Below are 22,112 nucleotides of genomic sequence, written 5' to 3'. Positions count from 1 at the left end.
CGCTCACTCCCCTAAAAGCTTAGACGCGGTACTGTGTTAAAATGTCAGAAGCTACTTCAGCAGCGCTACGCCCTTCTGTGTCGATCGTGACATGAGCGAATCGATAAGCATCCTTGCGCTCTTCCATCATCCGTCTAACCTTCTCCTCAACATTACCAGCTAGTAAAGGTCGCTCTGTGTTTCCTTGAATCCGTGCGACAATCGACTCCAACGATGCGGTCAAGGCCACTACCAACCCTCCTGCAAGCATAGCCTCACAGTTGTCTGGACGGAGTACGGCTCCCGCCCCTGTAGCGATAATCTGATGCTGGTTCTTCACGACCCGGCACAAGCAATCGCACTCGGCCTGTCTGAAGTAAGCCTCACCCTCGTCGGCGAAGATGTCCACGATCGGTCGCTGCTCGGTACGCACGATCTCAGCATCAATGTCGACCAGCCTGTAATTCAGCCTCTGAGCCAGCAATTCAGATACCGTGGATTTCCCGGTGCCGGACAGCCCGACTAGAATAATATTCGAAAATTGCTCTTTATGACTCACTGTGACACCTCTTTTGGCTCTAAACTTTTCATATCATACCACAGGCCCGAAAGATTAGACAATCCACCGACAGGATACCATGAAAAACCCTGCCGCCAAAAAAGCAGCAGGGCCTAGTTTTAGTAAGTCAGAAGTCGGGAGCTATTCGCCCCTGGCACACTACAGCTATCATAGCTGTAAAGCAGCCGTATTAGAACCATTGATGATGGAATACGCCTTCCTTGTCCACACGCTTGAAGGTATGGGCTCCGAAATAATCACGTTGTGCCTGAAGCAGGTTCGCAGGCAGACGCTCTGTACGGTAGCTGTCATAGTAAGCAAGTGCGCTGGAGAAGCCAGGTACAGGAATACCATTAGCAACGGCAACAGAAATCACTTGACGCCAAGCGTCCTGATAGGATTCTACAACATTCTTGAAGAACGGATCCAGCAACAGGTTTTTGAGTGCAGGGTCCTGATCATAGGCATCCATGATGTTTTGCAGGAAGCGGGAACGGATAATGCAGCCGCCACGGAAAATCATGGCGATTTTGCCGTATTTAAGATCCCAGCCGTATTCATCGGAAGCTGCACGCATTTGAGCAAAGCCTTGAGCGTAGGATACAATCTTGCTGGCGAACAGTGCCTTGCGCACATTCTCAATGAACTCCTTCTTATCTCCGGTGAACGCTGGTGCGGTAGGTCCGCTCAGTACCTTGCTTGCCGCCACGCGCTCTTCCTTCATAGCTGACAGGAAGCGAGAGAACACGGACTCTGTAATCATGGACAGTGGCACGCCGAGATCCAGCGCGTTTTGGCTTGTCCATTTACCAGTGCCCTTCTGTCCGGCAGCATCCAGAATGACATCTACCATAGGCTTGCCTGTCTCTGGATCATACTTGGAGAAGATATCAGCGGTAATCTCAATCAGATAGCTGTCCAGCTCGCCCTTATTCCAATCGGAGAAGATTTCATGCAGCTCTTCTGCACCTACGTTAAGTACAGATTTCATCAAATGATAAGCTTCGCCGATCAATTGCATATCACCGTACTCGATTCCGTTATGAACCATCTTCACATAATGGCCTGCGCCATCCGTACCGATATATGTACAGCAAGGATCACCGTTCACTTTGGCCGAGATCGCTGTCAGGATCGGCTCAACCAGCTTGTAGGCACTTTCCAGACCGCCTGGCATGATGGAAGGTCCGTTCAGCGCACCCTCTTCACCACCGGATACGCCGGTACCGATGAAGCGAATGCCTTTGGCCTCCAGCTCTGCGCTGCGGCGTTGGGTGTCAGGGAAGTAGGCGTTACCGCCATCTATAATAATATCTCCTTCGTCCAGATGTGGAAGAAGTTGTTCAATCGTAGCATCTGTTGCCTTGCCTGCCTGAACCATGATCAGAATCTTGCGCGGGGATTCCAGGGAATTCACGAATTCTTCAATAGTGAACGTGCCTGTCAGGTTCTTGCCCTCCGCTTCCTTGAGCAGATCATGTGTCTTCTCGGAGGAACGATTATATACCGAGACCGTGAAGCCTTTGCTTTCAATGTTAAGAGCCAGGTTTTTGCCCATTACGGCCAGACCGATAACACCAATTTGCTGTTTTGCCATCTGGTTTCTCATCCTTTGCACATATATTTTTTTATTCAAGCATTTGCATATGCGCATGCTATTACATTACATTTTAACGTTTTTGCGTGTAGAAGTGAACCCCTGCCTGTTACAGGACTGCTTGTACAACTTACAGTACCCCTTCGAGACCAGACTCAGTCGTATTTTGTATTTTCAAAGACTACTTATGCGCGCTTACGCTAACCAGCGCTTATTCTTAGAGCTTACTAGAACTGATCCCTCCCCAAGCAAAAGAATAGCTGTCGGTCATCCCGACAGCTCTCCAGTTGAGTTCATGTGCGTGTGCCTTTACCTGCTAAAGCGTTCCTTGCTCATCCTTCCAGCATCATAAGCTGTCTGGCTAACGGAACCAGCTCCGTGCGGCATCGTTCTGCCTTGAGATCATCGCCTTCCCGAAGCGCAACCGACAATCGTTCCAGATGATCGTCAATTTCCATCGTCAGTAGCTGCAGCCGCTCTTCTCCCTCGTACGAGTTGAACATTTCCTCCATTTCCTCGGCAGACAGAACGGGTCCCTTCTGGAACAGAATGCGCTGCTTGAAGCCTGTGACCTCAACGAGACGAATCACTTCTCCGAACAGAATGTTCTCCACCAGAATATGATGATCCTTGAATCGTTTGACGACAGCATGTCCGCGTGTCACCTCGATCAGCTTTTCCAGCCATTCTGCCAATTTTGTATCCCGAATCATGTAATCCCCCGCCAGCTTATAATCGCCTGTCCGAAGCTGTTGGAAACGGAGCTTGACGAGCTTGCGTCCTGTTCTGACCGAGAGCACGAGATAGGATTCGTCCTCGCTCCAGTACAGGGAGTACCCCTCCTGAATAAGGTCCTTGATTAAATTGTGGATGTGCCGGCGGCTAAACCGGAGCTCCAAATTGCAGTATTCCACTTCGCAGCCCTTATTCACGGCAATCCCTCCTTCTTAAGGTTCGGATCAGCCTCGGCTGCGCAATGGCTGCTCAGTCTGATCGTATCCTTGCTCTATTTTATACTTCATCATATGTAAGGGTACTTGGTTATTTGACTAAATTTCAGCAGCTTGCTGCTCATATGGCTATATATTCTATGACTAAGCTGCCTCTGTTCTGAATTCCAATGATTCATGAAGATAGCTCCAGCGCTGAGCCTTGAACTTCATCATATCTTCAGGCACGGAGCGTCAATAAAAACTATCGCATATGCTATACTTATCGTTATGAGCTGCTACCAAAACACTGAACAGACACTGAATGATCATCACGCGATTGCTTGATGTGACAGGAATATACAGGAGGTACAGGATGACATTTCGTGGATTTGAAGAGAAGGATTTTGATGTATTTGAAATTCCCGGGCTTGAAGCCAGAATGGAAGTACTCATCGAGCAGGTCAGACCTAAGCTTGAGCTACTTGGTCAGGAATTGACTCCCTACATGACCGAGCTGACTGGCGAGCAGATGTATCCGCACGTCGCCAAGCACGCACGTCGTACGGTGAATCCGCCGAAGGATACCTGGGTTGCCTGGGCAGCAAATAAGCGCGGCTACAAGGCCTATCCGCATTTTGAAGTAGGTATGTTCTCTACTCATGTCTTCATTGTCTTTGCCATTATCTATGAAAGTCCCAACAAAGTAGTGTTCGGTGAGCAATTGAAGTCTCACATCGGTGACATTCCTGATATCGTTCCGGGGCATTATTACTGGTCCATGAACCACATGTCTCCTGAGGGAACTCCTCAATCAGACACAGGACCAGAGACGCTGCTCGAAATCGCCGATAAGCTGAGCCGAGTCAAAAAATCCGAGATCGTCTGCGGCATTCGTCTAGAGCGGGATGATGCACGCCTAAGTGATAGCCAAGGACTATTGTATCTCATTCAGTCCACCTTCAAGCAGCTGCTGCCCCTTTACAAGATGGCATTCACTTCGGAAGATGACCTAGCCATACGCTGATAAATACAAGAGCTCCTATAGCTACAGCTATGCAGCATCAAAGGCACATCGACATGATCGACACCTCGGTATGGAATGAAGCTTCCGATTGTGGGCTCCAACGAATACAGCCCCTGAAATCGCGCTCTAGCGACTCAGGGGCTGTTCGTAATGAGACTTCCATGAAGATCGTCATGAGGTTGAGAACGGTCTAGGATGGATCACTGCGCCGTCGCTTGCGAAGAGGATTTCGGGCTAATGCGAAATGACAGCAGAACAAGAGCAGCATCCCTGCACCTGCGAGCAGAAACGGTGAGGCATGGCCTGCCCGATCCCACATCAGACCAGAAATGATGGGACCTACGACCAGACCAGAACCCTGTAACGTCAAAAAGAAGCCCCAGATCGTGCCACGCTCGCTCTTGGGAATCAAGCTGGCAATGAAAGCATTCCAGGCTGGCAGAATGAGTGCGTAGCTGAACCCGATAACGCCGACCGCAATAAAAATATGCGGAAGAGCTCTAACCTGAAAGAACACCAGTAGAGTAAGACCTGCCAGCATGAATCCAATATGCAAAAACACCCTCGGGCCAAAACGATCCACTAGCCGCCCACACGGAATAAGTGTGATGGCTGTTACCGCCCCACCAGCTACGAGCAGCACGCTATACATGTTGGGAGATAGACCGAGATCCGTACGCGCGTACAGCGTCAGCACAGGGCTCAGCACACCAATGACAAAGGATTGCAGAAACAGCGCCGGATAGATCAACCGATTCACGTGGAGATGATGCCGAACGAAATCCAGCGTTTCTCTAATACTGTCCATGAGCTGATCCACTCGCCCACCGCCATCCGAATCTGATACTGTCAATACAGGCTTCCTGCCAGGCAGCAGCATGGAGACCAGCAAGGCTAGAATGACGCTTCCAGTCAATACCATGAACACGACTCCGTATTCGTGGCCTGAATGAGAGGCAATATAGTTCATAATGATGGGGCCAAGGCCTGTGCCGCTCAGGAGAGCGATCTCAAGCGTACCCATCGCACGCCCGTTGCTATTGGTCGGCCCAGATATTTCAGTCGTACCCGTCATCGCACAGGGCCACAGCGGAGAGGTTCCCATGCCCAGCAACAAGCAGGCCAGCACCAGCATGAGTGGTGAGGTGAAGAAGGCCAGCATCAGGACCGACAGCAAGGTCACAATAAAGGCCGCGATCATCGTGCCTCTGTAGCCGATACGCTCTGCAATCCAGCCTGCAGGGGCCCGGAACAGATTGTCACCCAAGTACTGAAGCGAGAAGGCGATGCCAATGACACCTGCAGATAGCCCCAGGGAGTCTCCCATATATATAGGAAGGATCGATACCAGCAAGGACCCTTTCAGAAATTCGACCAGAAATACCAGTATCCACAAAGACACAAAAAATGGAGACCAGAGCCTTCTGGCATTTGCCGTATGCACAGCACTCATCCACTTCACATCCTAAGCAGTTTAATTTCACAATTGTTTGCTTGCATTCCGTTCTCATTTTGCTATACTCAATTTTGTTTAATAATTAGGTATTGTATCAGGAAGCACCTTATCATTTCAAAACTATAACTCACACGCGAAGCCGGCAGACTGTCGGCAGCGTCAACAAGAAAGGTTGTGACAGCACTAATGGATCATCGCCAGACCCCGCTTTTCTCGGCTCTAAAACAACATGCGGAGCGTAATCCGGTACAATTTCACATTCCAGGTCATAAGAAGGGACTAGGCACCGACCCGGAATTTCGAGAGTTTATTGGAGATAATGCTCTTTCCATAGATTTGATTAACATTGCCCCGCTTGATGACCTCCATCAGCCAACCGGGGTTATTGAGCAGGCCCAAAAGCTTGCAGCCGATGCGTTCGGAGCCGACCATACTTTCTTTAGCGTCCAAGGGACAAGCGGAGCGATCATGACGATGATTCTGTCCGTGTGCTCACCGGGTGACAAGATTATTGTTCCGCGTAATGTGCACAAATCAGTAATGTCTGCGGTTATTTTCTCGGGTGCCAAGCCAATCTTTGTGTCTCCTGCACAAGACGAGAATCTCGGTATCGACCACGGCATTACGACAAGCTCGGTCCGCCGCGCTCTCGAGCGCCACCCAGATGCCAAAGGTGTATTGGTCATCAATCCAACCTACTTTGGCGTATGTGCCAACCTGAAGGAGATCGTCGATCTGGCCCACAGCTATGACGTTCCCGTACTAGTGGACGAGGCACACGGAGTGCTTATTCATTTCCATCCCGAGCTTCCAATGTCGGCCATGCAGGCCGGTGCGGATATGGCAGCTACAAGCGTGCACAAGCTAGGCGGCTCCATGACACAGAGCTCTGTACTGAATCTGAATACCAAGAACGGCTATATCAATCCTTACCGGGTACAGACCATTATCAGTATGCTGACAACGACATCTACTTCATACATCCTGCTGGCATCTCTGGACACCTCGCGTCGTAATCTCGCATTGAACGGCTTTGAGATGGCGCAGCAGACCATTGAGCTTGCAGAGCAGGCTAGACGGGCTATCAACGAAATTCCTGGCCTCTACTGTTTCGGCAACGATATTCTAGGCTCGGAGGCAGCATATGATCATGACCCGACCAAGGTCACCATCCACGTACGTCACCTTGGCGTAACTGGCTATGAGACGGAGAACTGGCTGCGTGAGCACTACAATATCGAGGTTGAGCTCAGCGATATGTATAACATTCTGTGCCTGGTTACACCTGGTGATACACAGGATTCTATAAATATATTGCTGGAGGCACTGCAGGCGCTGTCTGATAAATTCTATCCAGATGGCCAAGTCAATGAAATGATTGTGAAGATTCCGGAAATCCCACAACTATCCCTCATTCCGCGTGATGCTTTTTATGCAGATACTGAGGTGATTCCATTCAAGGAATCGGCTGGCCGAATCATTGCTGAATTCATTTATGTGTACCCTCCTGGTATTCCAATTCTGCTTCCAGGTGAAGTCATTACTCAGGAGAATATCGACTATATCGTCGACCACGTTGAGGTTGGCCTCCCTGTGAAGGGTCCCGAGGACCGCTACATCAATCAGGTCAAGGTCATTGTCGAGGCTGATCCGATTTTCTAACGGTAAGATGATCATTCTGCAAGCAAGACATAGCACCAAAGATTAGAGCAGCCGAGGGCTGCTCTTTTTCTCGTACAGGGTTAGGACCACCGTTAATTGGTTCCATTCGAACTGTTGAATGTGCCTGCAATTGAATATTTACACTTAAATAAAAAGCCCCCGCTAAGCGGGGACCCTAATATCCGGCCTCTGTAGCCGGTCATGGGATTATTCGTACTGAGCAACGAGCTCGTTGTACGCTTCTTCCACACGTTTCCATTCTTCTTCATCTTCAATATTATAAAGCATCATCTCTTCGTTCTCTTCCTGTAAACGAAGAATAATGCCGTCTGCTTCCGGATTGCCGCGTTCGAGTAGCAGTGCATAGACCTTGTCTTCAACATCAAAAGTCTCTACCAATACCATCTCAACATCGTTACCATCTTCATCCGTCAGAGTGAGCACCATTTCTTCATGCTCGTGATCATGATCATGGTCGTGTCCACAGGATTCGCCGTGTTCATGCTTGTGGTCAGTCATGGATATACCTACCTTCGGTTAATATTGTCCTTCATGTGTATGGTAACATGTCAGCCAAGTAAGGTCAATTTTTGCCAAGCATCAAGATTCAAGCGCTGTAATCACCTTTTCAGAGATCAGCACGAACGGTCCATCCTTGGACTCCTGAATATAGAACCCTACCCGATACTTCCCTGCTTTCTTGAAATCATAGGTGAAATCAGCCGTCCTGAACCAGAAGTTATCCTTCTGCTGGTCCTTGATCTCCTGGCTCTGTATGTCCTTCACATTCCCGTCCGGATCAGCAATCGCGATCTTGACAGCATATGCATTGGTCTGCAGACTGTCTACCTGCGAGAACACATTGAACTTCAGCTTACCTTTATTGACATTGCCAAAAGGGGTGTCCCCTTTGAACAAAAAGATATGCACATTCGGTTGTTCAAATATCACTTTGCCGGTAGCCGGATCAAAGCTGACGATGCCATTAAAGTCACGGAGCGGTACGTAGGTCTTGCCCTCAATGACGACCCCACCGTCCTTCGCCTCTTCCCCATTGATTATTAAACGCACCTGATCCTTGCTAGGCTCAGCCGCGAGCGTAGTTCCACCGAAGAGTGAGAACAACATCGCCATGCACAGCACTTTTCTCCATTTCATCCCGTTATGTCCCTCCACTCAACATCTGTTGTTGTACATTTATACTGCAAAACAGTCCACAAGTTGCGCTAGCTGTCCACAAAAATGACACTTTTGACATCTTCACTTGGGAACCGCAGGACAGTCATGCTACACTGTCAATACAGACAGCTGGATAACTTGTTCAAGGATCAGTTCCCAGCTTGTACATTATAGATATTTAATGAGGATCAACGGTACGATGCAAGCTTTGAACCCATCCATCCAAGGGAGGATATCAACGAATGAAATTGCAAATGCTGGGCACGGGCGGAGCCTTCGCCAAGACCTACTTCAACAACAATGCACTGCTGGACAGCGGAAGCGGCAAGCTGCTAATAGATTTTGGAATTACGGCCCCCCAGGCCATGCATCAGCTCCAGATACCACTAACCGAGCCAGATGCAGTCCTCATTACACATATTCACGGCGATCATGTAGGTGGGCTTGAGGAGCTTGGCTTCCGCATGAATATTGTGCATGGTCGCAGGCCGATTCTGTACATTGCTGAGAGCCTTGTCGAGCCACTCTGGGAACACACGCTGCGCGGTGGCATGCATCAGGACGGGTATATCGAGCGCATTACGGACGTATTTGATGTGAGGCCACTCACCCCCGGATCTCCAGCCGAGCTGGTTCCCGGTATTCAAGTCGAGCTTATTCCTACTCGCCATATTCCAGGCAAGGACAGCTATTCCTTGCTCATCAACAATGAAATCTTCTACAGCGCAGATATGACATTCCATCCTGAGCTGTTAGAGAGACTCGTACGCCAGCAGGGATACCGTCTGATCCTGCATGAGGTTCAGCTCATCGGCCACGGTGCGGTGCATACGACGTTGGATGAACTCCGCTCTCTTCCTGAGGATATTCAGGAGAAAATCTATCTGATGCACTATGATGATAGCATGGAGCAGTTCCGTAACCAGGCGGGTGTCATGAGGTTCCTTGAGCAACATCGGATCTATGATACAGATGACATGATACGCTAGACCGCCTTTACAAACTGATCGCCGTGAATACTAAAAGCCGCAGCTCCCGTTCAGGAGACTGCGGCTATTTTTGTATGGCTAAATGTACTGACACAGCACACGTAATACTCAATCAATCATCATGAATTTTTTGCGGCTAGCTCGCCCCGGCTTCTACGCTCAAGTACACTCTTTAGTAAGCAACGACACAGGTACGCTAAGCTGGCTCTATCACTTAAATCCGTGCTCAAACTGATTTCGTAGTGCTCTAAAGCTCCTTTCGCATCCGTACGTGCGGAATACCTGCATCATCGAAGGGCTCATCCGATATCGTAACATAGCCCAGCTTCTCATAGAAGCCGAGAGCCTGACATTGAGCATCCAGCAAGGCAAATTGAAGCCCCAGCTCTCTGGCTCGCTGCTCCAGCGCCAACAGGATCACGCGCCCATAACCCTTGCTCCGGTGCTCCTGCAATACAGCTACCCGCTGCAATTTCGCTGTAGCGTCATCATAGTAGATAAGACGGGCTGTTGCAACAGCTGTACCACCCTCTAACACGAGTAAATGGTGGACCTGATCCCCTAGCTGGTCGTACCCATCAATCTCTTCCTCCAGTGGAACGTTCTGCTCCTCCACGAAGACCTCCTTGCGGATCTTCAATGCCTCGTCCAGTTGCTCTTGTGTAGTTATGCTTACAATCTCTGCTGCCACTTCTGATCCTCCCAGCCATAATCAGTAAATTCAATAAGTTATTTGTACTATGATCAATTACTCTTACTTTGATCAGCTACTTTGACTCCTTAAAGAAACCGTATATCGGGCATTATAACTGGCTAGGGCTGAAGATGCAAAACATCCATTTTAGAGGGACAACAAGGTAGCCTATAGAACCTCCTCAAGTCTTCGTGCAAGCTCATCGTCTGGAAGTGGATTTCGATGCGTATTTTCGAGATAAATATATTTCTCGGTCTCCGGCATCAAAAAATCCTTGTACCAGCGGAACATATCCGGGCTATCCCCCTGAATGCGCACAAAGCGGCGGACCGTATCCGCTTGGCCAATTGTATTGTCGATATTCGTCAACCAATCGGCTCGGTAGAAATGCTCCCAGCGTCCCTGTGCAGCATGCTCAAGCGCCTGCTTGCCCTCGCTGTAGCTCCACACTGCATGAGAGGCTTGTATGAAGGAGCGCGGGTTATCTCCCGCCTTAAAGTATTCGTATGCCTGGCACAGGTATGCCAGCCCTTGGCAGCCGCTCCGATGCAGCTGCAGCTGCACCAGAAGCTGTGTCTCCAGCCTCCATCGCTCATCTGGCGGTAGCTGCTCCAGAACCTCAGCACATTGTCGTTCCAGTCGCTCCCAGCGTGGAATGGCCTCCTCTGTCTTGCTGCGGAACCAATGCACCTGCTCCAGCAAGGAGGGAGCTTCGACTGCCCAATCCAGGCTGTCCTTGCCCTGCTGTTGTCCGCGAAGCCAGTGCCCTATGATCTCCCTCGCCGCATGATGATAGAATTCATCTCCTGCCCGGTCATCCGCATGCGGTCCATACTTGATCGTGCTGGAAGCATACTGCTCATATAACGCTGCGATCTCATGCTGACACACCGTATAATTGCGAGCAATAAAGACCTCCAGATGCTCGCGCTCACTTGCCTTCCCACGCTGCCACAGCTCAGCGACCAAATCCAGCGTATATAAATGAGGTAAAATATTCCCCGAATTCACCAGCAGATAATCGCTGGCTCCTACTGCAAAGGCTTGTCCCAGCTCATCTGCAATAAGTGATGATGGTGCAGGGAACATGGTCAGATGATTGGAGGCCTGCAGATCATGAAAGGTCACATGATAGTAGACGCCGTGATGCCCCTCATCCTCCGGCGCAGGCAAGGCGGGTACACGATGATTGGTAGAGCCGTGTCGTCTGGACACCATCTTGCCATACCCATTGTCTGCCCATATTTTGATCACGCGTTGAGGAACCTCAATATGCCCTTGCTTATACAACTCCGCAATCTCTCCATACATCGCCATACAGCAGACAGGCTGCTCCACATATTCATGTAGCATGTCATACTGCTTGCGAACAACACTGGAGATCAACGCCCCTCGTGCGGCAGGTGTGTCGAAGCCGGGATCATCCTCCCAGAACGGCTTGTCCCCCTGTCCACGGAATGACAGCACCCAGAGGATCTTGTCATGCCTTTGCCGCTCGATCGCCTCCCGCCAGAGCTGCTCGAACAGTTCCGGATGCTCCTTATAGCTCGGCGCCTTGCCAGGGAACGCACGCAGGAACATTTCTGCTCCAAGCGGCTCCGCGTGATGATGTGTCACCCACAAGCCCATATCGACCGCCAATTGATGATGAATGCCTGTTCGTGGTAGATCGGTGCCTGGAATGACCATGTTCCCCCCACAGCGTAGTAATGCCTCAAAGACTGGCAGCCATACCTCCTCGCCCGGCGGGTATTCTTCCTTCCAGCCAATCAGGCAGACCTCGTCGTTCACGAACCAGCCGCGATACCGTACACAGGGCTGTTCAGATTCATAATCCTCCGCAGCCACCTCCATTAGCTCCCGAGACTCCGGCTCCAGCTCAGACCAGAACCAGAATGGGTCAACACCAAGCACTTGGTGGCTATAGCGAAGTAGCCCGTAGATTAGTCCCAGCTCGTCTCTTCCTACGATCTCCAGTACCGTTCCATGCGCTTCTTCGCGATAGTGAAAGCTGTACGACTCAGGCCACGAAGGGCAATCGTCCTCATCCTCTGCATAGCGGACAATAACGACTGGCGCTCCTGTCCCTCCTGTTGCTTGAGTCAAAGGTGGTGCTCCAAATACCGCTTGATGATCCCTCTGAATCATCCGCCAGACATGCTCAATGGGCTTGGTGTGCTCTACCTGTATATCATATACGCTCGCTGCTGATATTCGCAGATTTGAAATCCCTTTCAAATCTAGTCATCTCCTCTCCTCTTAGGGACCTTAGACATCTTGTAGGACATTCTGGAATGTCTGACTCAGAAGCCGTATTATGTAGTAATCTATCTACTCTGGAAGCGCTCTACACAAAAATGATATCACAATGTACCACTTAGCAGCAAAGGTCAACATGCTTGAATGCAAACAAGCCTGCAACTCATACCACAAGCTGATGTCGCAGCATGGCATGGTGCAGGCGAAGCTATTTACATTCATAATTACGTGTTGTGAATACTTGCCTGGACGATCACTCGTTGCTTACCGTTCGGAGTGCATGTGATCAGTGTCAACATGGCCTCATTCTCCCGATCCGCCAGAACCGAAAGATCACTTGGCTCGACGATCATAACCCGATCAACGATGTACTCGAACTTCTCTGTAGCTGTAGAGGCCAGGATGGAATCACCCACACGGACCTCATCCAGCCGATTGAATAGCCTTCCCTCCGCTCTGGCGCGATGAGCCGCAATCGCTGCATTACCACCGGTACCGACCGGTGCCGTCTCACTCATGTGAGCGGCGGCGTAACGCATATTCGACTGGGTCGCTCCTTCCAGCACGGGCAGCTTCAGTTCGATCACAGGAATCTCCAGAACAGCTACCGGGATATCTCCATTAACAGCATTGAATGCATCAGAATCCACAAGTGGAGCCTCAGCCACTGCATCCCCCTCCAGCATGGCTGAGACGTTCGCAAATTCATTCACGAGGGATGGCTTGAGCTTATGCTGCCCAGCCTCCCATTGCTCTGCCTTCAGCATCAGTTCATTCTGCTTGTAATCGTTGAGCCAGCGCATCAGGGAAGGACTTAGCATGATGAGCACTCCCAGTACAATCAAGCCATATGGCAGCAACCGCCGCATTCATCTCCATCCTTTCATGAACGTATCACAGTTGGTATCGTATGTAGATTGGACTTAAGATACGGGTTCAATCTGCATAGGCTAGATACCTCTATTATACTGTCTGTTGTCTACTCGCTCAAAAAAGCACCTCCTGCGGGTGTAGCTCCCCAGGAGGTGCTTGCTGTACGGACTATCTGCTACCCGTCAGCGTCTGTTAACTCTTGTACGCCAGGTCATCCAGACTCCTAGTAGAATCACTAGCAGTCCCATCAGTTGCAGTGGCAATGAGCTACCTTCGCCGGTTTGTGGCAGCATGCCCTTGACTGAAGCATTCTGATGTGGGGCCATATTCGCGTTATCCTCGTCCGTGGACTGGTTAGCAAGGGTATCCCCCGCTTCGCCCAGTTGACCATCCTGATCCACAAGACTATGGTCGCCTTCGCTATCCTCCGCATCTGCTGCCGGCTGCGTACTAGTCGTATCTGTCTCACCTGCTGCAGAGCCTGGATTCGTGCCCCCATCTTGATTTGACGTGCCACCAGGCGTGGTAGGCGCCTCCTCGGAGGTGTCGTTCACTGGAGTTTCTGTAGGAACTGTAGAGTTCCCCGGAAGCTCATCCCGATCCCGATCCTTATCGCCCTTTGATCCCCCACCACCTGGCCGACTTGGCTCTTCTGGCTTCGGCGTTTCAGGAGTTGGCTGCTCAGGAGTTACCGGGGTGGCTGACTCTTTGTGGTTCGTGACCACGAGCTGCTGTACCAGTAATCCATCCACCCTAACTCCTTCTGTCGTGATACTCACATGTCTGACTGCATTCGCTTCCAGGACATAACCTTGCGGAGCTTTGATCTCCTCCAGTGTGTACTGCCCAGCCTGCAGCTTCGTGAATACCGCTCTCCCGAAGGCATCTGTAGTTACAGTCTTCGATTCCAGCTGTTGTGATGAATCCTTAAGGAGGAACGTAGCTCCTTCGAGAACCAGATCCGATTGTGCATTATCGACCTTAAGAATTTGAAGCTCGTATTCAGGTGTCTGTGGCACTCCTGGTCCACCTGGACCCGGCCCCGGATTGACGGGAATCTCTGGCTCAGGCGTCTTCTTGTTCGTCATCGTAACTCGCTTCACACCGCCCGTCTGCAGCACAGAGCTATCGATTACAATCGTATGCGGACGAGTATCCAGCTCATACCCTGCTGGAGCGGTTGTTTCGGTCAGTGTGTACGTACCATAGAGAAGCTTGGTAAAGCTCAGCTGCCCCAGGTTATCCGTTACCTTTTGTCCGATCAGGCGGCCTGAGCTATCATGTAATTCATAGGTGGCATCAGCCAGTACGAGGGATACATTATCCTCATCCACCTTGGTGAGGGTGATAGCCCCCCGCGCAATGGACCCGGTACCTGAACCATCCGAGAATCGAATGACAACGCTATACTCCGTCTCCTTCACACCCGACGTGACACCGTCTCCTACGAAGCTTACTTCATTAGTGACGGGCTCCCGGTCTGCAGTGACAGCAATTTCGGAGGAATAACGAAGTACATAAGCCGTATCAATGCTTCCATTGAATATCAGCTCGAAGCTCTCCTCATCCAAGGCTCCTTTATGAAATACAACCTCGTAATCCGTTCCTGGTGTGAGTAATGCTCCAGAGGTGACTGTTCCGTTAGCTGCTACATCTCCCTTGTAGAGCTTGAACGAGTCACGCACCAGTACCTGATTGGCGCTTGGTGTATCAATAATACGAGCGTTCTCAACAAGAGATTGTCCTTCATTAATCTTGATCTCCCAATCAACCAGATCGCCATTTCTGGCCCCTGTCTTACTAACATAGACTTCACCGCGTGGAATCGTAACCTTCCGCTCCCAGCTCCACTCAGCTCCATCAGTGCCAGTAACGCCCGCAGTATTAGGAATCTCATCCGCTACCAACGTGTTGTCCAATCTGGTATTCAGTGTAATCCAATAAGGAGTGGAAATATCGCCCAGATCAATGGTAAGCAGATTCGCATTATAGCTAATCTTATCTGGACTCAGGGTAATTTCCGCTCCTTGAAGCACCTCACCATTGGCCTGCACCTGAGCATGATAGACTTTGACTGAATCCAGATCCAGCTTTTGTCCTTCCTTGAGCTCATCCTTGAATAGAGCACCCGGAATAGCAAAGCTGTTATAGTTGACGATTACATCCCAGGTCAGTCTCTTCTCACGCGCATTGTACTGACCATTTTTGTAGCCATTATTTATTGTATAGGCATTAGGACGGAAAGATGCTTGCAATCGTACCGGATCCGTTGATTGCGATGTTTTTTCTGTCCAATCCAGCAATGCAGTATTGCCGTAGACGGATTCTTTTGCATCAAATGCAGTCTTGTAAGTAATCGTATACGTATCTTCAAAAGTTCCGGTGAAGCTAAGCTTAAATCCCTTGTCCGGTTCACTGTCATCCAGTGTATAAGGAAGAACCGGATCGCCCGTGGAAGTAATACTCAAGGACCCTGGCAGATACGTCAGACCTCCGCCTGTAAAAGCATCATCAATGACCAGATTGGACATCGACCACTGATCCCGATTCACTACGATTCTCCACGTTACTTCCTTAGCACTATAATCCGTTGCTGCAATGGATTTCACCCCGATGGAGCTACGGAAGGTATGTGTTGCTGTAGCCGTTGTTTCCTTTCCAGACAGCTCCGTTACCACATCATTAGTCACCGTATGATTCTGGAACACACGATCTGTTGCCTTCGTCTGGTACTGAATGTTATATGCAGCCTGCACATCGGACGTGAACTGCAGGTCGAATCCATTCTTCCCATTAACTCCGACGACAGGAGTCACCTGATACAGGCTGGCCAGCAATTCATTCCCTGTCAGGGCATCTGTCACCTTGAACGAACCCGGAACGAGCTCCATGTCTTCCTCAAAACGATCTTCAAGGAAAGCATCGGACTGTGGAATGTCCTTCTCGCCATAGTTGTATTTCAGAGTCCAGGTCACCGTCTGCTTGGCATCGTCATATGCCCCTGCTTCCTTGGTCACCAGCTTCTCGCGCTTGATATTGACCGTGTCATTCTTGCGCGCAACATTGCCTTGCTGACTGTTCAGCTCGGCCGCATTGGTGAAGCTAGTCTCTTCTTCATCTGTAATCCATGTAGAATACACAACCCGGTAAGCAGAATTCAGACTGGTGTCGTTAAATGCAATCCGGAAGGCCGATCCATCCGTCTCTGTCGTCAAGGTGTAGACATTCGCTCCCGAAGCTACCTCTGGGCCAAGATCCGGTACACGATCCACATTAGGTAACAGCTTGTACACCCGAATGGAAGCAGGATCAAGCTCAAGACCTGCTGGAAGCTGGTCCGAGATCTCTGCATGCTGGATCGTATCCAGAGAAGTGTTCACATCCAAGGTCCAGTCGATCTTCACGTCCTTGTCTGCGACTCCATCCTTCTCAAGTGGTGTGCCTCTCCATGGCTGGAAATTCACGAGAGCCACCTGATCTCCGCCCCGTATAGGGAAGTAGATCGGCACCTCCACGCTGCCTCTGATCGTCTGGGTGCTGAATTCTGTGTTGATCTGCAGCATGCCGCCAACTTCCGAATAGTTCTCCACCATACTGTTGAACGTCATCGTCACATGACCTGCAGTATCCACTGTAAAATCACCAACGCTCAGGCCACCGTCCATCATCAGCTGACCGTTAATGTTGCTGTAAATGACGAATTCCTGCGGAATATCAAATTCAAACGTGTCTCCACTCTTATAGGAGTGACCATTCTCTAACGCCCATTCGTATTCGATCCTTACGGCATCGCCGAGCTGTGAGCGTTCGACCCGGTCTGGATTGTATACAGCATCAATCACAGTCCCGCTGGGGTCCTTCACCGTCACCTTGGTGAGCAGGCTGTCAGCCTGTCCCATAATTGCTTGCAAGGCGCTTGTTTGCGATATAGTAGCCGATTGCCCTGATTTGCCTTGCGAGCCGGTTATTCCATAAGTATCACCTGTTACGGATCCTGTTCCCGACGGAATTGCTGCATTGTTCGCACTAACTGATACCATCCCATTACCAACGATCATCTGGAGAAGCAGCATCCAGGTCAGGAGCATGGCTATAATTTTTCTGTTCATGCTATGAAACATGTCACCCTCTTTTCTTTTTGCTTGTGCTAGTATGGTATAAGCTATGGATTTTGTCCGACTTCCCCCTCTCTAGGCTAACAATGGACATTATACTTAACACGCCTTTACAAATTCTGGACAGGTACCTGTTTCCAGTTCATTTCATTGCCCAAATACAAAAAAAGCCAGCCTCTAATCCGGCACACCGGATCAGGGCTGACTAATTGATAAGGATATGTCCTTTTGCCATTTCTCGTACCACTGTGTAATATGGGGACTTGGCTCCAGCCCCAGTTCCTCGTACATGCTGTTCTTAAGTCTACTGTAACATTGTATAACCCGTGTGCTCAATGACTGGGTTGCATAGATGAGCATGAGTGCAAAGCCAGCTCTCTCCTCGTACGGAATAATCTCCACAATCTTCAAGTAGCATTGTTCCTCTTCCTTGATCAGACCCTGCTCCCGATACCAGTCTGCAAGCGCAAATGATACATCCAACCAGGCTTCCTTTAGTCGCTCTCGCTCGGCTTCCAACCACCAATAATCATACATAGCCAGGTAATGGCCAGTGTATCCGTTCATCACCGCAACATAATCGTGTACTACGCTGGCTGAGGGCTCAGACAGTAGAGCCTGCAGCTTCTTCCATTCATCTACATCCAGTAGGACATTCTGCAACTGCAAAATATAACCCTCGGATACGGTCTCCAGCCGTACATGATCCTGATAAGGCCGCAAGGCTTGGCGCACATGATACACTGTGTTGTACAACTGGCCTAATACTTTGTCCAGCTCGTGCTCTGGCCACAGAACTTCAATGAGCATCGACTTTTGAACGGGACGCCCCCGATGCTGTAGCAGATACATGAATAATTCCTGTGCCTTGTTGGTCCGCCACTGCAGTAACCGTAGCTCGCCACCTGCCTCCTCGATCATCACTTGTCGGAATAGCTTCATCTCAATGATGCGGGGGGCACTTGGCTGCTTGGGAGGCTCGACCATGATCTGCTGGCTTCTCATGCGATTCTGTATTCTCTCAATCGTCTTGGTCAGCCGTTCTACACTAACTGGCTTAACGACGTAATCTAATGCTTCCAATTCATAAGCCTGTACAGCATAATCATTATAGGCCGTAACGAACACGATTGAGATATTGGGCTTATGTGTAGCAATTTGCTCTGCTAGCTCCAGACCATTGATCTCTGGCAGACTAATATCGAGAAAAAGTACGTCTACATCCGATTGTAAGACGTGCTCCTTTCCCACATGAACATCAGTATACTTGCCAACAATCTCAATGCCTGAAATTTGCAGCAGTTGTCGTTCAAGGAAGTCAATTGCCAGCTTTTCATCATCAATAATTAGTATCTTCATTCGCTCGACAGCTCCCTAATACAAGAAAAATATCCTTTCATGAATATGTATTATGCTATTCGTGAATAAGAAATGTCTTAAATCTAACTATACTCTTCGGAGTTATACTTGCCAATAGATAATAATATAAAGGGGAACGGTTGCTGAATGTCGAGTTTCAATCCCATGATCCATCAGAAGAAAAAATATACTGGAATCTATCTTAAATATGTAACCGTCATTATTGTTACCTTTGCTCTACTTCTCGGAATGCGCTGGGCATGGTCACAGATGTTCCCCATATCCGAGGATTATCATCCCGTGAATGGTGTTCTGGACCTGCGGCATGTGAATCTGGAGGAGGCCCCTGCTCTCTATTTAAATGGAGAGTGGGATTTCTATCCTGGAGAACTGCTCACGCTAAGCGATATCCAATCTCAGGCATATACCCCAAGTGCCATGAAGGTGCCGGGTGATTGGGGAAATATCATGAACCTGGACAAGGAGCGATCCTACGGCTACGGAACCTATCATTTACGCATTCTCATGGGCCCTTTGGATCAGCCCGTTGCCTTCTGGTTCAGGGAGCTGCAGGCAGCAGCTGAGGTGGAGATTAACGGGGAGACGACCGGAATTATGGGTAAGGTGGCTACGACAGCTGAGGAGTATATCCCGCAGAAGCTATCCTTCAGTCCTTCCTATTCGATGAAAAAAGATTCGAGCAATACGGTTGAACTCATCATTCGTATGGCGAATTTCGATAGTCCTGGCAAGGGTGGAATCGCTGCTCCTGTACGGTTTGGATCACAGGCCGCTATAGATTATGTTCGCTGGTATTCGATCGGGCTGCAGATCTTCATTTTCCTTGTGCTGGCACTTCACGGATTGTATGCTTTGATTCTCTACTTAATCAGTGCTGGAGAGCGAAGTTTGATCTATACCTTCATGCTAACGCTGTGCACAGGAATCGCCATTCTGATCGGACATGATAACATCCTGCTGTTATGGTTGCCCATTGATTACTCCTGGGCCTACAAGCTGAGAGTAATTCTGCTGTTATGGCAAAATGTATTTATTCTATTGCTCTTCAGCAGGTTCACCAGCAGACCGACCTCGACAGTGGCCTTGCGAATATTTATTACAGTATGTGCTGTAGTTACTGCGGTATTGCTGGTCACCCCTGTATCCCTCAGCTACGGGATTGTACAGTATTATATCTTCGATGCGCTGTTTTACATAGCATTTATATGGCTCGTCATGATCACCTGGAACATGCTAAGCAAGCAGCACATGGATCGCGACATTGTATTTCTCATCATCAGCATATGCGGCATGGTGTCTAATCTGATGTGGAGTGGAGAAGAGTCCGCCCGGAATATAACGACCGTATATTATCCTGTCGATCTGATTGTTGCGATTACGGGCTTCTCTACATACTGGTTCAATAAATACTTTCGGCATGCCAGAGCCAATGCGAAGCTGAATGAGCAGCTCCAGATCGCAGATCGGCTCAAGGACCAGTTCTTGGCGAACACCTCCCATGAGCTCAAGACTCCACTACATGGCATTATGAACATTGCCCATAATCTTGCAGAGCAAGAGAAGCACAGGATGAGCACGAACAGTATGAAGGATATGAAGCTGCTCATTACGATTACTCGCCGGATGTCACAATTAATTGACGACCTGCTTGATGTGGTGCGCCTGAAGGAGCAACGCATTGTGCTGGAGAGGCAGCCCCTTAAGGTACAATCCATTGTGACTGGAGTTGCGGCCATGCTCAACTTCATCACGGAACGCAAGCCCGTTGAATTACAGATTCAAATCCCAGATGCGCTGCCAAGTGTTATGGCCGACGAGAAAAGGCTCGTGCAAATCGTACACAATCTATTGCACAATGCTTTGAAGTACACTGAGAAAGGGACCATTATCGTCTCAGCCGAGCTACAAGCTGGTCAGCACGGCGATCAGATCCTGGTCTCTGTCCGTGACACGGGCATCGGAATGAATGAAGAGCTTCAGCGTCGGATCTTCCTGCCTTACGAGCAAGGTGGCTCTGGAAGCGAAGGGGAACAGGGAATGGGACTGGGGCTCAGTATTTGCAAGCAACTAATCGAGCTTCACGGGGGGACACTCTACGTCGAGTCAGAGCCTGATATGGGCTCCGTATTTACCTTTAATCTGCCCGTAGCTACCACCCATGATATGACGCCTGATGATGCTGCATTGTCCGAGCAAGTGGAAGCTGAAGCAGCCTATCAACAGGAAGAGCTTGCAGCAGCAGGACTGACGGATACGGATGTTCCCTTGCTTGCCGAAGCTGCCTCGCAGCAGGAGATCCCAGTTGGCAAGGTGCAGCCACTATTGCCTGCAGGTCATACCCTTATTTTGGCGGTAGATGATAATCCCATTAATCTGAAGGTGCTAGAGAGCATGCTGTCCTCCGAGCCTTACAGCATCACAACAGTAGCTTCGGCACGAGAGGCCCTTGAAATATTGGACACCAGACCATGGGATTTACTCATAGCGGATGTCATGATGCCGCAGATGTCAGGGTATGAGCTGACTCAACAGATACGGGCGCGTTACTCCATGTCAGAGCTGCCTGTCTTGCTACTCACAGCCCGGACCCAGCCATCAGATATCTATGCAGGCTTCTCTTCCGGCGCAAATGACTATGTTACCAAGCCGGTGGATGCTATGGAGCTGAAGTATCGAATCCGGGCGTTAATCTCGCTGAAGCAATCGACCAATGAACGTCTGCGCCTTGAAGCAGCTTATCTTCAGGCACAGATACAGCCCCACTTTCTATTCAATACATTTAACTCTGTCATGGCGCTGAGCTATATTGACACAGACAGAATGCGCAAGCTGGGAGATGTATTTGCCTCCTTCCTGCGCATTAGCTTCAATTATCTCAATACGGGCGAGCTTGTAGAGCTGTCCCATGAGCTGGAACTAATCAAATCCTACCTCTATATTGAGAAGGAGCGCTTCGGAGAACGGCTGTCTGTCGTATGGAATGTGGGGCAAGCTATTGAGCTGATGCTACCGCCGCTCTCCATACAGCCTCTTGTCGAGAATGCAGTCAGACACGGACTATTAAGCAGATCCGCAGGTGGGACACTGACGCTTACCATTACCCGTGTGGAGGGAGGCATTAAAGTGGAGGTACAGGATAATGGCAAGGGCATGACAGAGGAGGAGGTACAGCAACTACTGACTACAACGATGCATGAGAAGAACGGCATCGGCATAGCCAATACGAACCGGCGTCTCATTCATTTGTACGGTCAGGGCTTGTCCATCCTGAGCGAACCGAATGTAGGCACGACGATGTCCTTTGTTATTCCACAAGGATCTCGCGACTAGCCCAGAGAAGCGAGATCCACTCTAATCATAGTCACGCATCCATTGTAGGTTAGATACTGTTGTATTTTAGATACTTTGACCGAA

General features: G+C 49.7%; 15 protein-coding genes. 4 read left to right on the top strand and 11 right to left on the bottom strand.

Annotated features, from left to right (window positions below; genetic code table 11):
* Positions 1-19: 19 nt before the first annotated feature.
* The 3 genes from K331_RS0101465 to K331_RS0101455 form a co-directional block, all read right to left on the bottom strand.
* Positions 20-538 (bottom strand): shikimate kinase, encoded by a 519-nt coding sequence (locus K331_RS0101465; protein WP_018887507.1) that lies wholly within the window; start codon positions 536-538, stop codon positions 20-22.
* Positions 539-728: 190 nt separating this feature from the next.
* Entirely contained in the window at positions 729-2,135 is a 1,407-nt protein-coding gene (gene gndA / locus K331_RS0101460) for an NADP-dependent phosphogluconate dehydrogenase (RefSeq protein ID WP_028588900.1), read from the bottom strand.
* 332 nt (positions 2,136-2,467) lie between these two features.
* Positions 2,468-3,067, bottom strand: a complete 600-nt coding sequence (locus K331_RS0101455; protein ID WP_028588899.1) for a hypothetical protein — start codon at positions 3,065-3,067, stop codon at positions 2,468-2,470.
* 373 nt (positions 3,068-3,440) lie between these two features.
* On the opposite strand from K331_RS0101455, the gene K331_RS0101450 reads away from it, so the two are divergent.
* Positions 3,441-4,091, top strand: coding sequence for a YktB family protein (locus K331_RS0101450; protein ID WP_028588898.1), 651 nt, complete (start codon positions 3,441-3,443; stop codon positions 4,089-4,091).
* A 190-nt stretch (positions 4,092-4,281) separates the two neighbouring features.
* Here K331_RS0101450 and K331_RS0101445 read toward each other — a convergent pair whose 3' ends face one another.
* Positions 4,282-5,544 carry an MFS transporter gene (locus tag K331_RS0101445; protein ID WP_028588897.1) on the bottom strand — a complete coding sequence of 421 codons (1,263 nt, stop codon included), beginning with the start codon at positions 5,542-5,544 and terminating at the stop codon, positions 4,282-4,284.
* A gap of 189 nt (positions 5,545-5,733) precedes the next feature.
* On the opposite strand from K331_RS0101445, the gene K331_RS0101440 reads away from it, so the two are divergent.
* Positions 5,734-7,209 carry an aminotransferase class I/II-fold pyridoxal phosphate-dependent enzyme gene (locus K331_RS0101440; RefSeq protein ID WP_018887502.1) on the top strand — a complete coding sequence of 492 codons (1,476 nt, stop codon included), beginning with the start codon at positions 5,734-5,736 and terminating at the stop codon, positions 7,207-7,209.
* A gap of 207 nt (positions 7,210-7,416) precedes the next feature.
* Here the strand turns inward: K331_RS0101440 and K331_RS0101435 are convergent, their stop codons facing one another.
* A complete protein-coding gene (locus K331_RS0101435) occupies positions 7,417-7,728 on the bottom strand; it encodes a DUF1292 domain-containing protein (RefSeq protein WP_018887501.1) in 312 nt (103 codons plus the stop codon).
* Between the two features lie 81 nt (positions 7,729-7,809).
* Positions 7,810-8,367, bottom strand: coding sequence for a copper amine oxidase (locus tag K331_RS0101430; protein ID WP_018887500.1), 558 nt, complete (start codon positions 8,365-8,367; stop codon positions 7,810-7,812).
* 263 nt (positions 8,368-8,630) lie between these two features.
* On the opposite strand from K331_RS0101430, the gene K331_RS0101425 reads away from it, so the two are divergent.
* On the top strand, positions 8,631-9,377 hold the full coding sequence (locus K331_RS0101425) for an MBL fold metallo-hydrolase (protein WP_028588896.1): 747 nt from the start codon (positions 8,631-8,633) through the stop codon (positions 9,375-9,377).
* A gap of 247 nt (positions 9,378-9,624) precedes the next feature.
* On the opposite strand, the gene K331_RS0101420 is transcribed toward K331_RS0101425, so the two are convergent.
* The 5 genes from K331_RS0101420 to K331_RS0101400 form a co-directional block, all read right to left on the bottom strand.
* Positions 9,625-10,068, bottom strand: coding sequence for a GNAT family N-acetyltransferase (locus K331_RS0101420; RefSeq protein WP_028588895.1), 444 nt, complete (start codon positions 10,066-10,068; stop codon positions 9,625-9,627).
* A 171-nt stretch (positions 10,069-10,239) separates the two neighbouring features.
* Positions 10,240-12,309, bottom strand: coding sequence for a glycosyl hydrolase 115 family protein (locus tag K331_RS0101415; protein WP_028588894.1), 2,070 nt, complete (start codon positions 12,307-12,309; stop codon positions 10,240-10,242).
* A gap of 245 nt (positions 12,310-12,554) precedes the next feature.
* Entirely contained in the window at positions 12,555-13,199 is a 645-nt protein-coding gene (locus K331_RS0101410) for a class D sortase (RefSeq protein WP_028588893.1), read from the bottom strand.
* Positions 13,200-13,385: 186 nt separating this feature from the next.
* Positions 13,386-17,312: an LPXTG cell wall anchor domain-containing protein gene (locus tag K331_RS28690; RefSeq protein WP_169718289.1), complete on the bottom strand. Its 3,927-nt coding sequence runs from the start codon at positions 17,310-17,312 to the stop codon at positions 13,386-13,388.
* 201 nt (positions 17,313-17,513) lie between these two features.
* Positions 17,514-18,677, bottom strand: coding sequence for a response regulator (locus K331_RS0101400; RefSeq protein WP_028588892.1), 1,164 nt, complete (start codon positions 18,675-18,677; stop codon positions 17,514-17,516).
* Positions 18,678-18,824: 147 nt separating this feature from the next.
* On the opposite strand from K331_RS0101400, the gene K331_RS0101395 reads away from it, so the two are divergent.
* Positions 18,825-22,028, top strand: coding sequence for a hybrid sensor histidine kinase/response regulator (locus K331_RS0101395; protein WP_028588891.1), 3,204 nt, complete (start codon positions 18,825-18,827; stop codon positions 22,026-22,028).
* Positions 22,029-22,112: the final 84 nt, after the last annotated feature.

Origin of the sequence: Paenibacillus massiliensis subsp. panacisoli DSM 21345 (assembly GCF_000426545.1) — a bacterium.
GTDB classification, from domain to species: Bacteria; Bacillota; Bacilli; order Paenibacillales; family Paenibacillaceae; genus Paenibacillus; species Paenibacillus panacisoli.
The sequence above is the reverse complement of the archived record's forward strand: the minus strand, read 5'-3'. Positions and strand labels throughout refer to the sequence as shown.